Annotated in this window: 11 protein-coding genes; 6 read left to right on the top strand and 5 right to left on the bottom strand. The window is 63.8% G+C overall.

The genetic code is table 11. The features are described 5' to 3' along the window. Positions 1-69: 69 nt before the first annotated feature. Positions 70-1,074: a sensor domain-containing diguanylate cyclase gene (locus MM194_RS15740; protein ID WP_241344080.1), complete on the bottom strand. Its 1,005-nt coding sequence runs from the start codon at positions 1,072-1,074 to the stop codon at positions 70-72. Between the two features lie 197 nt (positions 1,075-1,271). Between MM194_RS15740 and MM194_RS15735 the strand changes: the two genes are divergently transcribed. The 3 genes from MM194_RS15735 to MM194_RS15725 all read left to right on the top strand — a co-directional run bounded on the left by MM194_RS15735 (position 1,272) and on the right by MM194_RS15725 (position 5,533). Next, the gene (locus MM194_RS15735; protein ID WP_241344079.1) at positions 1,272-3,146 is read left to right on the top strand and encodes a diguanylate cyclase; all 1,875 of its coding nucleotides are present in this window, start codon (positions 1,272-1,274) and stop codon (positions 3,144-3,146) included. 253 nt (positions 3,147-3,399) lie between these two features. Continuing rightward, the gene (prfC, locus tag MM194_RS15730) at positions 3,400-4,989 is read left to right on the top strand and encodes a peptide chain release factor 3 (protein WP_347006511.1); all 1,590 of its coding nucleotides are present in this window, start codon (positions 3,400-3,402) and stop codon (positions 4,987-4,989) included. A gap of 205 nt (positions 4,990-5,194) precedes the next feature. Further along, positions 5,195-5,533: a nuclear transport factor 2 family protein gene (locus tag MM194_RS15725; protein ID WP_241344077.1), complete on the top strand. Its 339-nt coding sequence runs from the start codon at positions 5,195-5,197 to the stop codon at positions 5,531-5,533. 157 nt (positions 5,534-5,690) lie between these two features. Here MM194_RS15725 and MM194_RS15720 read toward each other — a convergent pair whose 3' ends face one another. From MM194_RS15720 to MM194_RS15710, 3 genes are all read right to left on the bottom strand, one after another. After that, a complete protein-coding gene (locus MM194_RS15720; protein WP_033129716.1) occupies positions 5,691-6,152 on the bottom strand; it encodes an acyltransferase in 462 nt (153 codons plus the stop codon). Then, positions 6,149-7,078 (bottom strand): MarR family transcriptional regulator, encoded by a 930-nt coding sequence (locus MM194_RS15715; protein WP_033129717.1) that lies wholly within the window; start codon positions 7,076-7,078, stop codon positions 6,149-6,151. Before MM194_RS15715 ends, MM194_RS15720 begins: the two co-directional genes overlap by 4 nt. 277 nt (positions 7,079-7,355) lie before the next feature. Further along, positions 7,356-8,393 (bottom strand): alkene reductase, encoded by a 1,038-nt coding sequence (locus MM194_RS15710; protein ID WP_241344076.1) that lies wholly within the window; start codon positions 8,391-8,393, stop codon positions 7,356-7,358. A 172-nt stretch (positions 8,394-8,565) separates the two neighbouring features. Between MM194_RS15710 and MM194_RS15705 the strand changes: the two genes are divergently transcribed. Beyond that, positions 8,566-9,138 carry a TetR/AcrR family transcriptional regulator gene (locus MM194_RS15705; RefSeq protein WP_241344075.1) on the top strand — a complete coding sequence of 191 codons (573 nt, stop codon included), beginning with the start codon at positions 8,566-8,568 and terminating at the stop codon, positions 9,136-9,138. Between the two features lie 92 nt (positions 9,139-9,230). After that, positions 9,231-10,643, top strand: coding sequence for a DUF2252 domain-containing protein (locus MM194_RS15700; protein ID WP_241344074.1), 1,413 nt, complete (start codon positions 9,231-9,233; stop codon positions 10,641-10,643). A gap of 162 nt (positions 10,644-10,805) precedes the next feature. Here MM194_RS15700 and MM194_RS15695 read toward each other — a convergent pair whose 3' ends face one another. Continuing rightward, positions 10,806-11,717 (bottom strand): LysR family transcriptional regulator, encoded by a 912-nt coding sequence (locus MM194_RS15695; RefSeq protein ID WP_241344073.1) that lies wholly within the window; start codon positions 11,715-11,717, stop codon positions 10,806-10,808. A gap of 146 nt (positions 11,718-11,863) precedes the next feature. On the opposite strand from MM194_RS15695, the gene aguA reads away from it, so the two are divergent. Beyond that, on the top strand, positions 11,864-12,961 hold the full coding sequence (aguA, locus tag MM194_RS15690; protein ID WP_033129721.1) for an agmatine deiminase: 1,098 nt from the start codon (positions 11,864-11,866) through the stop codon (positions 12,959-12,961). The last annotated feature ends 32 nt before the right edge of the window (positions 12,962-12,993 follow it).

Here is a 12,993-nt window from a genome sequence, read left to right as displayed (position 1 = left end):
TGCAACTGCGGGACAGCCTCCTGTCACCCTCTTTTCACTAGATGCTGACAATGCAGCTGAGCTCAGGTCTCAGGCATCGGGTCTGTGGTGCAGTCCCCGTTCGCTCACCTGCTCCTGATCCAGCAGCGGTTGGCCGCTGGGCTGGGCGATGTGGAAACCCCGCTTGCCGCTGCGTTTGACCCTGTACATGGCCTGATCGGCCCTGGCCAGCGCGGTGCTGAAATCATCCTGCGGCCGGATGGCCGCTATCCCCATGCTCAGCCCCACCGCCGCCTCCCCGTTGGGCAGCTCGAACGGGGTGGCGATGGCGTTGATGCACTGACGGGCCAGCTGGCTGGTTCTGGGATCCTCGGACGGCCAGGGCAGCAACAGCACGAACTCGTCCCCGCCGAGCCGACCCAGCCGGATGTCGTCGTCGCAGCAGGCACGCAGGCGCTGGCTGATGGCTACCAGCAGCTCGTCGCCGGCGCGGTGGCCCAGGTTGTCGTTCACCTGCTTGAAGTCGTCGAGATCGATGAAACAGATGGCCCTGTGCTCGCCGGGGAACTGGCGGTGCAGGGCGGTGCGGTTGAGCAGGCCGGTGAGGGGATCCCGGTGGGCGAGGCGGGCCAGTTGCTGCTCGTACTCCTTCTCGTGGGTGATGTCGATGTGGGAGCCCATCACCCGCAGGGGGTTGCCCTGTTCGTCCCGCTCCACCACCCGGCCCCTGTCCAGCACCCAGGTGACCTTGCCATCCTTGGCGAGCATGCGGTGAATCACCTGATAGAAGGGGCTCTTGCCCTCCAGGTGATCGAAGAAGGCCTGCAGCACCCGCTCCCTGTCTTCCGGGTGCAGATGGGCGCGCCAGACATCGAAGTGAGCCGATAGCTCCTTGGGCTGATAGCCGAGCATGGCGCCCCAGCGTCGGTTGAAGATGATGAGCTTGCCGGTCGGCACATGATTCTGCCAGATGCACAGGCCGGTGCCGTCCATGGCGGCATCCAGTTTTTCACGGGCATCCTCGGCGATCCGTTTCAGGCGCTCGTTCTCCAGCAACAACCTGTCATGGGCCTCCTGCAGCTCCTCGTAGGTCATTCATCGTCCCTTCCCTTGTTCGAATCTGCCTATAGTCGATGCAGATTTTCATCCTGTAAAGAATGAGATGGCAGTAGTTGATAGCGAAGCGGATCGGGCTCCTCGTCAGCGGATGGCTGTGCGCCCGCGACAAGGAGGGATATTATTGGCACTGTGGGTGCGGCATGGGTGCCATCGAACGGGGAGACGGAGTCGGCATGAAGATCCTGATGAGCTGGAGTCTGCTGTTATGGCTGGGAGTGACCCAGGCCTGGGGGGCGCAAGCGCCGCTCACCGAGCCCGGTTTGTCCCGGGAGTTGCAGCAGTTGGAAGACCATACTCCGCCGGTGCGGGAGTTTCGTGCGCGGGTCGCGGCCCTTGCGGCCCACAGTGGGGACTATCCGGCAGAGGCGCAGGGGCGTATCACCCGGCTGCAGTGCTGGGCCCAGCCTGCCGAGCGCGATGACGATTATGCGCGGGCCGTGGGGTTTGCCGAGCTGGCGCTGACCCAGGCCCGTGAGCGCAAGGACCGCGTCACCGAGAGCGGCTTGCTCGCCTGCCGTGGCTTTCATCAGCAGTTGCTCGGCAACATGACCGAGGCCAGCCAGGATTACGCCGACGCGCTGACCCTGGCGCGCCGACTGGGGGATGAGCGGCAACGGGCCGACATCCTCAGCTTGCGAGGGGACATGTACTCCTATCAGGGAGAGATGGCCGAGGGACTGATGGAGCTCATCGATGCCCATCGGCGCTACGAGGGGCTCGGGCTGGAAGAAAAAGGGCGTGAGGTGCTGGCCAAGATCGCCAATACCTATCGCAGGATGGGGGTCTACGAGCGGGCACAAGGCTATTTTCAGGAGCTGGATCACGATTACCGGGTTCTGGGTGACGAGGAACACCTGGTCGGCATCCATACCCAGCAGGGATTGCTCTATATGGAGAGCGGGGAGTACGACAAGGCCCTGCCGCTGATGGTAGAGGCCGAGCGCTATTATCTGGCGCAGCAACAGGAGGGGATGCTGGCCTGGAGCCGGATCGAGATGGCCACCGTCCTGCTCAATCAGGGCAAGGCGGCAGAGGCCACGGGCAAGCTGGAGCAGGCCTCCTCCTTGTTGCATCAGGGGGAGGGGGCGGACAGCGTGACCCGCGGTCACTGGGACATCGTCATGGCGACCGTGCTGGAGGCCATGGGCAAACCGGCTGAGGCGATGCCCCATCTGGAGCTGGCCGAGCGCGTCTTCGCCAGGGAGCGGAACCTGCGTTTCCTGGCCTGGATCCATGAGGTGCGGGCGCGGGTATACGAGCGGCAGGGGCGCATCAGGGAGGCGCTGCTCAGCCTCAAGCAGTTCGTGCAGACCCGGCACGAGCTCGAGCAGATGCTGCGGGAGCAGCGCTCCTTGCAACTGCGCTTCGAGTTCGATCTCGCCCGCAAGGAGCTGGAGAACCAGACCCTCAGATCCAACCAGCAGTTGCAGGCCGAAAAGCTCAAGCAGCTGCAGGAGCGGCGTTATTGGCAATATCTGGTGGTGGCGCTGCTGATCCTGGTGATGGGCATATTGGTGCTCCACCAGCGCAGCCGCACCCGCAAGATGCACCGCCTCGCCATGACCGACGAGCTGACAGGCATCCACAACCGGCGCCAGATCCAGGCCAAGGGGCGAAAGTTGTTCAGCCAGACGCGGGAGGGCGGCAAGCCGTTTTGCGTGCTGTTGCTGGATATCGATCACTTCAAGAAGGTCAACGATCTGCTGGGTCACCACGTGGGGGATCGGGTGCTGACCGCCGTGGCCCAGTGCATCGAGGATCAGCTGCGCAGCCTGGACAGGGTCGGGCGCAACGGGGGCGAGGAGTTCCTGGTGCTGCTGCCGGATACCCGGCTCGACGAGGCGGCCGAGGTGGCGGAGCGGATCCGCGAGCAAGTTGCCCGACTGCGCATCGAGGAGGTGCCCGAGGATCACCCCATTCACATCAGCATCGGCTGTGCCCAGTACCGTCCCCAGGACGGCAATCTCGGGGAGCTGGTGCGCCGCGCCGACGAGGCCATGTATCAGGCCAAGCTGGCGGGCCGCAACCGGGTGGTGAAGGCACAATGATCCCGCTCGGGGTCTTGCCCTTTCCTGTTATGCCGGGCTGGGTATTTTTCACTCGCGCGGGTATAATGTCGCGCAATTTTGCTTTGACCCAGGCGAGAAGGCCCATGTAACGCAACGCTCTTTCCTTTCCCACCGGTTGGCCAGATGGCCCGCCCGGGTGGCGCCGTTGTGTGCAGGGGGCCCCTTTCTCATGGTGGCATCCGCATTTATTCCCACGGGGGCCTGAGGCCCTTGCTCAAAAGAAGAACACTGAATTATGTCTGCTGAATTTCTGAGTGAAGTCTCCAAGAGACGCACTTTTGCGATCATCTCGCACCCGGATGCGGGTAAAACCACCATCACCGAGAAAGTCCTGCTGTTCGGACAGGCCATTCAGCGCGCCGGCACCGTCAAGGGCCGTGGATCGGGCCAGCACGCCAAGTCCGACTGGATGGAGATGGAGAAGCAACGCGGCATCTCCATCACCACCTCGGTGATGCAGTTCCCCTACAGCGACTGCCTGGTCAACCTGCTCGATACCCCGGGTCACGAGGACTTCTCCGAAGATACCTACCGTACGCTCACCGCCGTGGATTGTTGCCTGATGGTCATCGATGCCGCCAAGGGCGTCGAAGATCGGACCCGCAAGCTGATGGAAGTCACCCGTCTGCGGGACACCCCCATCCTCACCTTCATGAACAAGATGGACCGCGAAGTGCGCGACCCCATGGAAGTCATGGACGAGGTGGAGCGCGAGCTGAAGATCATGTGCGCCCCCATCACCTGGCCCATCAGCTGCGGCAAATCCTTCAAGGGTGTCTATCACCTCTACAAGGACGAGGTCTATCTGTACCAGACCGGTCAGGGCCACACCATCCAGGAGAAGCGGGTGGTCAAGGGTCTGCACAACCCGGATCTGGACGCGGCCATCGGTGAGGATCTGGCGGCGCAACTGCGCGGCGAGCTGGAGCTGGTGCAAGGCGCCTCCCCCGAGTTCGATCACGAGGCCTTCATCGCCGGCGAGATGACCCCGGTCTTCTTCGGTACCGCGCTCGGCAACTTCGGTGTCGACCACATGCTGGACGGCCTGACCGACTGGGCCCCGGCCCCGATGCCGCGCAAGGCCGAGAGCCGTATCGTTGCCGCAACCGAGGAGAAATTCTCCGGTTTCGTGTTCAAGATCCAGGCGAACATGGATCCCAAGCACCGCGACCGTATCGCCTTCATGCGCATCGTGTCCGGCACTTACAGCAAGGGCATGAAGATGCGCCACGTGCGCATCGGCAAGGACGTGAACATCTCCGACGCCGTCACCTTCATGGCCGGTGACCGCGAGCAAGCCGTCGAAGCCTGCGCCGGTGACATCATAGGTCTGCACAATCACGGCACTATCCAGATCGGCGACACCTTCACCCAAGGCGAGGATCTGAAATTCACCGGCATCCCGAACTTCGCCCCCGAGCTGTTCCGCCGCATCCGCCTGCGCGACCCCCTCAAGCAGAAGCAACTGCTCAAGGGGCTGGTGCAGCTCTCCGAAGAGGGCGCGGTGCAGGTGTTCCGTCCGCTCATCAGCAACGACCTCATCGTCGGTGCCGTCGGTGTGCTGCAGTTTGACGTAGTGGTCTCCCGCCTGAAGAGCGAGTACAACGTCGAGGCCCTGTACGAGGCGGTCAACGTCTCCACCGCCCGCTGGGTGGAAGGCACAGACGTCAAGAAGTTCGAGGAGTTCAAGCGCAAGAACGAGCTGAACCTGGCGCTGGATGGCGGTGACAACCTCACCTACATAGCCCCGACCATGGTCAACCTGCGACTGGCCCAGGAGCGTCACCCCGACGTGCTGTTCCGCCAGACCCGCGAACACTGATCGCCGGCTCGCATGGCACAGGCCTGCAGATGACATAAGAGACCCCGCCTCGGCGGGGTCTTTTTTTATCCGCAGATTGTGTCTGTCAATGGCGCCCCCTAATGGCGGCTGGCCGGGGGTGAGCAAGTCGGGTGATCCTTGCCTGTCGACAGCGGGGGCAAAGCCCCCTATAACAGGGATCCTTTTCATCGTCAGGGAGTGACAGATGTCCGCCGAACTGCCCGTCGCGGCGCAATTTTCCGCCTACAATGCCCACGACATCGACGCCTTCATGGCCTGCTTCGCCGAGGAATTCAGGGGATACCGGATGCCGACAGAGACGCCGTCTACCGTGGGGAAGGGGGCGCTGAGGGCCTTCTATACGGAGCACAGATTCAACAACCCCGCCCTGAGAGCCGAGCTGCTGTCGAGAACGGTAATGGGCAACAAGGTATTCGATCACGAGCGGATTTGTGGCCTCTCCCCCGAGCCCATCGAGAGTGTGGCCGTGTTCGAGGTGGAAGCCGGCCTTATCAAGACCGCCTGGTTCTATTTCCCTTCCTGAGCCATAGCGCCAAACCAGGTAGCCGTGTTTTGCTGGCCGACAAATAGAAGAGACCCCGCCATGGCGGGGTCTTTTTGCTCCTTTCTCCCCCCCTTTTTGAACGTAAGGGGGAGAAGGGATGAGGGGGAGAGACACATTTTTATCGCGCAGTGGCTGGCTAGAAGGCGCGCAGCAGCCTGGCCGGATTACCGGCATAGGTGCCGGGAGTCAGGATGTCGCGGGTCACCACGGCGCCGGCACCGATGACGGCCCCCTTGCAGATCCGCACCGGCAATATGGTGGCGTTCGAACCGATGGAGACCTCATCCTCGATGAAGGTCCGGCCCCAATTCGCAGAGTCCGGGTCCGGGGCTCCCGCCCGAAACAGATCGTTGGCAAAGATGACGCCGTGGCCGATAAAGCAGCGGGCCCCGATGGTGACATGCTCACAGATAAAGCTGTGGGACTGGATCCGGGTGCCCGGCCCTATGCTGACGTTCGACTGGATCTCGACGAAGGGGCCAACGAACACATCGTCGGCCAGGGAACAACCATAGAGATTCACCGGTTCAACCAGCTTCACCCGCTCTCCGAACTGTACATCACGGATGCCGACCGTCAGGCGAGTCGGGCCGTTCATATCGCACTGTCCGGCATCAGCGTCAGCACCATGCAGATCTCGCAGGCATCGTGGCCCGTGCTGCCGAGCGGCCCCGGCAGGTGCTCGAAGCCCAGCGACTCGTAGAGCGAGGTCGCCTCCCGCAAGACGTCGGTGGTTTCCAGATAGCAGCGCTGGTAGCCGAGCGCTCTCGCCTCGGCCAGCGCCTGCAGCACCAGCCGCCGTCCCAGCCCCAGACCGCGCAGTACAGGCAGGAAGTACATCTTCTGCAGCTCGCACACTTCGTTTTCCGCCCCCGCCAGCGGGGCTATGCCGCCGCCGCCGAGAATGGCGCCGTCCGGTCCCTCTATGACCCAATAGCGGCTGCGCTCACCCTGATAGGTTTCATGGAGAAAATCGAGGTTCGGATCCGCCACCCCGTAACCCTTGTCGGCGGTGAGGCCGTACTCGGCGGAGACGGCGCGCACCACGGCGGCGATATGGGGGTTATCGGCAGGAACGATGGGACGGATCTGATAACCCTGCTGGCGGCGGGCCCGGGACAGGGCGCTGCGATACAGGCGCAGGCCGCTCCACAGCTGTTCGCACTCGGCGGGGCTGAGCTGGGCCAGCGCCAGCTCGGTGGCATTGTCCATCTCCTGATGCAGGGCCAGCAACTGAGCCTGGCCGGCGGCGGTGAGACGGGCCTCCTTGCTGCGCCCATCGGAAGGGTGGGGGTGCCAGTCGATGAGGCCCCGTTCGACGAGGCGAGCCAGCGGGCGGCTGGCGTTGGACTTGTCGATGCGCAGGCGCTCGGCCAGCTGCTGGTTGGTGGCGGGGCCGTTCTCGAGTTCGATCAGCAGGTGAGCCTCGAGTGGGCTCAAGGTCAGGGCGCCGCACTGTTGGGAGAGCATACCGAGCTCGCGTACCAGCTCCCGTGACAGGGCGCGAAGGGGACGGGGATCCATCTGTCATTGTCCTTTTGGTTGTCATCAGCAACCAATATAACCAACTGGTTGTCATCAGCAACTGCTTTCGTCGGGCTGGGGGAGGGGTTATGGGGCAGGCGCGGGGTTGGCGGGCACAAAAAAGGGCCCGGGAGTGGGGCCCAAACATTGGAAACCCGCGCCGGGGCGCGGATCCCATCCTTGGCCAGTAAAAGAGCCGGTTAGACCCGCTCGGCCTTGCTATACCAACTCGGCCGGCATGGTGTCGGCACGGGGTGCCACAAGAAGCCCGGTCTTGTTAAACCAGCTCAGCCAGCATGGAGTCGGCATAGGGGACCAGGGGCTCGGCTTTCTTCACCCTGGCGAGGTAGTCCGGGTTGGCGATGAGCGGGCGACCGATGGCGATGAGGTCGAAGCGATCCGCCTTGATGGCCTCGGCAGCGCTCTGTGCGCTGTAGTTGCCGACCCCGACCAGGTGACCGTCGTAGTGGGCGCGCAGGTAGTCGGAGGCGCGACCATCCAGGTAGTCGAAGGTGAGGCTGTCATCGAAGATGCCGAGGTGCACATAGGCCAGGGGGCGGCGGTTGAGCTCGGCCAGCAGATGGTCGAACACGGCACGGTCCCGCACATCCCCGGCCAGATGCACATAGGCACCGGGGGAGAGGCGCAGCCCCACCCGATCGCCGCCGATGCGGGCAGCGACGGCATCCACCACTTCCAGCGCGAAGCGGCTCATGTTTTCCGGGGTGGCGCCGTACTGGTCGTCGCGCAGGTTGCTCGAATGGTGCAGGAACTGATCGATGAGGTAGCCGTTGGCACCGTGGATCTCCACCCCGTCGAAACCGGCTTCGATGGCGTTGGCGGCAGCCTGGGCGTAATCCTCCACCAGCTGCGCTATCTCAGTGACGGTCAGGGCGCGGGGCACCTGATAGACCAGCTCGCGCATGCGCGGCACTGTGCCGTCATGGGCGACGGCGGATGGCGCCAGCACCTCGGCCTGGTGGAAGAAGGGGTGGGAGAGGCGACCCACGTGCCACAGCTGGGCGAAGATCTTGCCGCCTTTGGCGTGAACGGCGGCGGTGACCTGCTTCCAGCCCTCAACCTGCTCCGGGCTGTAGAGACCCGGGGTGTTCGGGTAGCCCTGGCCGTCCGGGCGAATGATGGTGGCCTCGGAGATGATGAGACCGATGTCGGCACGACGCCCATAGTAGGCGGCCATCTGCTGGGTGGGCACCAGACCCGGGCCCGCCATGCAGCGAGTCAGGGGAGCCATCATGAAGCGATTCGCTAGCGTGAGAGTGCCGTTGAGGCGATAGGGTTGAAACAGGGTATCCATGGTCGTCTGTCCTCGGGGAGTAATTCTTGAACGTGCATTCAAGACGTTTTTTGTTTTGTACGCAAGTCTTTTTTGAACGAGGGTTCAGCATGGGTTGGTGTTGCCCGTCCGCTGGGGTAAACTTGCCGCCCTTTTCTCCCCGGCTAGCCGGGACCCTGCCAACGGAGATCCCATGCGCAGCGCCGAGTTTGATCGGGACCATGTCCTGCGACACGCCATGGAGGCCTTTCGCGCCAGGGGCTATGCCAAGACCACCATGCAGGAGCTGGTCGCGGCCACCGGCCTGCACCCGGGTAGTCTCTACGCCGCCTTTGGCAACAAGCGCGGCCTGCTGCTGGCGGCCGTTGACCACTATGTGCAGGAGAAATGCGCCCTGCGCCGTCGCTGCTTCGACCGGACAAGCCCGCTCGACGGCCTGCGCGCTTACTTCAACCAGCTGGTGGACGATGCCCTGCAGGGCTCCTGCCTGATCACCCGCACCCTGATGGAGCTGGCGGAGCAGGACGAGGAGCTGCACCTGCGCCTCAAGGCCATCTATGGCGAGCTGGAGGCCGATCTGGCGCTGATCCTGCGACAGGCGAGCGCGTGCGGCGAGCTGGCCGCCGGCTGTGACATTCCCACCCTGACCGCCTTCTTGCAGATCAATATCCAGGGCCTGGTCACCTTCGCCCAGTGCCGCCCGGATCGCACCCTGCTCAGTGCCGTAGTGGATCAGCTGATGGACTCCCTGAGCGCCGCCCGCTAACCAGCCAGGGCGGGTCGATTTTTTCCCGTCACCCTTGCCCTCATTTGTTCCCTCTTCCATCTTGATGATGAGATCTCATGGAGGAAACGAGCATGGCCAAGCCATCCAAATCCCAGGCGATGCTGCTGCATTTCACCGCCCCGCGCAGCACCATTGCGGAGCGGTTCGCCGCCGGTAAACAACTGCGTGAACGGGTCCCCCGCGAATCACACGCCCAGCTGCCGCCCCCCTTGCCCGAACGGGATCCCATCGCCGTGCTCAAGGCCCAGGCCGCCACCCGGTTGCAGCGGCTGGTGCCGGTGCGCCATGCCAGGATGCAGGAGTCGCCTTTCGCCTTCCTGCGCGGGGCGGCTGCCATCATGGCGGCGGATCTCGCCACCACCCCCCGCTCCGGGCTGATGGTGCAGGCCTGTGGTGACATGCATGTGGCCAACATCGGCCTCTATGCGAGCGCCGAGCGCAACCTGGTGCTGGCCATCAACGACTTCGACGAAACCCATCTCGGCCCTTGGGAATGGGATCTCAAGCGCCTGGCCGCCAGCGCCCTGGTGGCCGCCGACTATCTTGGGGCCGACGCCGCCCGTCAGCGGGAAGCGGCCAGAGTGATAGCGTCCAGCTATCGCAGCCGGCTGCGGGAATACGGCAAACTGGGATTTATGAGGGTCTGGTATGACCGCATCGATCAGGCCTCGGTACTCAACGCCTTCTCTACGGATGCCCACCAGCGGATCGAGGCCACCTTCCTCAAGGCCCGGGGGCGCAACCATCTGCAGGTACTCGGCAAGATGACGGATCTGGTGGACGATCAGCACAGGATCCGCGAGATCCACCCCTTCGTCATCCGCGAGACCCACACCGAGGATGGCCAACCCGTCTATGAGGTGCTGGGGGAACTGCTGGAGGCCTATCTGGCTTCCCTGCCGGAGGACAGGCGGATCCTGCTGCAGCGCTACCGGGTGGTGGACGTGGTGCGCAAGGTGGTCGGGGTCGGCAGCGTGGGAACCCGCTGCTGGGTGATACTGCTGACCGGGGCCGATGATGAGGATCCCCTCTTCCTGCAGGTCAAGGAGGCGCAGCCCTCGGTGCTGGCCCCCTATTTCACCTCGGAGGACGACAGCGGCAGCCAGGGGCGGCGGGTGGTGCGGGGGCAGCGCATGATCCAGGGCTCACCGGACATCTTCCTCGGCTGGTGCGAGCTGCGGGGACGCCATTTCTACGTGCGCCAACTGCGGGACATGAAGGGGGGGATCGACATCACCCCCGGCGTGGTGAAAGTCCGCCACTTCATCGAGCATTGTCAGCTCTGTGGCTGGGCCCTGGCGCTGGCCCATGCCAAGTCGGGGGATGCGGCGCAAATCGCCGGTTACATGGGCAAGTCGGATGCGATGGATGAGGCCATCGCCGACTTCGCCGTGGCCTATGGTCAGCGTACCCGGGAGGATCACCGCCTGCTGCTGGCGGCCATCGCCCGCGGGGATCTGCCGGTCGCCTCAGAGGCGAGGTGAACGCTTCCCCTCACCCTGGCCCTCTCCCGGAGGGAGAGGGGACTGATCGAGGATTTGTTGGGCGTTGTGGGTTGGTCATGCAGGTTGAGCCAAGATTTTTCCACAGACCAGGTATCCGCTCCCTTCTCCCCTTGTGGGAGAAGGGCAGGGGATGAGGGGGGATTAGTCAGGGCTCACCAGCTCCTTCATCAACGCCTTCAACCAGATCAAGGCCGGTTGTTGCGCATGCACCGGGTGCCAGACGCAGTTGAGATGGTAATCCGGCACATCTTCCGGCAGCGGCAGGCTCTTGAGGGGCCAGTGTTCGGCCAAGAGCTCGGCGACCTTGCTGGGCAGCACCAGCAGGTGATCGCTCTGGCTCACGATGGCGGCGGCGGACATATAGCTCTGGCTGTTGACCGAGATGGTGCGCGCGAGGCCCCGGGTCTTGAGAAACTGGTCCAGGCTGGCCTCCGAGGTGCCCAGCGGCGAGTGGAACACATGGGGCATCTCCACCAGCTGCGCGAGGGTGATCCGCTCCTCCGGCAACTCGCGGGTGGCGCGCACCAGCCCGGCCAGGGGTTCGGTCAGCCAGGTCTCTTTGCCAAGATACCTCGGCACCTGCATGTACTCGTCAAACCCCAGCACCAGATCGATCTCGCCGCTGGCGAGCTCCGCCTCCGGCAGGCTGTCGCGCAGGATGCGGATCTCGATGGTGACCGCGGGCGCCAGTTTTTTGAGGCGCGAGATGAGCGGCGGGATCAGCACGCACTCCACGTAGTCGGTGGTGCAGAGCACGAAGCGGCGTTTGGAGTGGCGCGGCTCGAACAGCTCCTCGTCGCTGAGTTGTTGTTCGAGCAGTCGCAGCGCCTGCTGCACCCCCAGGTGCAACCGCTGGGCGCGGGGGGTCGGCAGCATCCCCTGGGGCGTGCGTACCAGTAGCGGATCGCCGAAGAAGGTGCGCAGCCGGCCGAGGGAGTGGCTCATGGCGGGCTGGCTGATAAACAGCGCCTCCGAGGCGCGGGTGACGCTGCCTTGTGTCATCAGGGCGTCAAAGGCGAGCAGCAGATTGAGGTCGAGCTGGTGTAATTTCATGGAGGGATTATTCGCGCTGTTTATGGGACAATTAATCCTATTCATTTGATTGATGTGAACGCAACTTCTTACACTGCGACTCACTCTTATTTTTCCACGTTCCCGCGTCAATCCGGGGGGCCTCAATCCATGCAAGGAGTCTTGCGATGAGCATCAAGACCAATACTTCCACCCCGGCCGCTGACGGCTTCACCATGCCTGCCGAGTGGGCGCACCAGCAGGCCGTCTGGATGATCTGGCCGTTCCGTCCGGACAACTGGCGTGAAGCGGGTCGTTTCGCCCAACAGACTTTTGCCAAGGTGGCCGATGCCATCGGCGGCGCCACCCCGGTCTTCATGGGGGTGCCGGCCGAGTTCATGGAGCAGGCCCGCACCATCATGCCCGCCCACGTCACCCTGGTGGAGATGGCGAGCGATGACTGCTGGGCCCGTGACTCAGGCCCGACCGTGGTCACCAATGCCGCCGGCGAATGCCGTGGGGTAGATTGGGGCTTCAACGCCTGGGGCGGCCTCAAGGGCGGTCTCTACGCCCCCTGGAACCAGGATGAGGAAGTGGCCGCCAAGATGCTGGCCGAGCACGGCATGAGCCGCTACGACGCGCCGCTGATCCTGGAGGGGGGCTCCATCCACGTGGATGGCGAAGGCACCTGCATGACCACCGCCGAGTGCCTGCTGAACGAGAACCGCAACCCCCACCTCTCCAAGGGTCAGATCGAAGCCTTGCTGCGCGACTATCTGGGGGTGAAGAGCTTTATCTGGCTGAACGAGGGTGTCTATCTGGACGAGACCGACGGCCATATCGACAACATCTGCTGTTTCGTGCGCCCGGGTGAAGTGGCCCTGCACTGGACCGACGACGAGAACGACCCCCAGTACGCCCGCTCCCTGGCTGCCCTCGAGGTGCTGGAAGCGGCGGTGGATGCCAAGGGTCGCAAGCTGAAAGTCTGGAAGCTGCCCCAGCCGGGCCCGCTGTTCTGTACCGAAGAGGAGTCTGCCGGCGTCGAGAGCGGCAGCGGCGTGCCGCGCGAGGCCGAGGGTCGTCTGGCCGGTTCCTACGTGAACTTCCTGATCACCAACGATCGCATCGTCTACCCGCTGCTGGATGTCGCCACCGACGACGAAGCCCAGCGCATTCTGGAAGAGATCTTCCCGGAGCATAAGGTCATCGGTGTGCCCGCCCGCGAGATCCTGCTGGGTGGCGGCAATATCCACTGCATCACCCAGCAGATCCCGTCCGGCAAATAAGCCGTAGGCGAGACTGTTCGACAAAACCCCAC

The organism is Aeromonas sp. MR16, from assembly GCF_022549315.1.
Lineage (GTDB): Bacteria > Pseudomonadota > Gammaproteobacteria > Enterobacterales > Aeromonadaceae > Aeromonas > Aeromonas aquatica.
The sequence above is the reverse complement of the archived record's forward strand: the minus strand, read 5'-3'. Positions and strand labels throughout refer to the sequence as shown.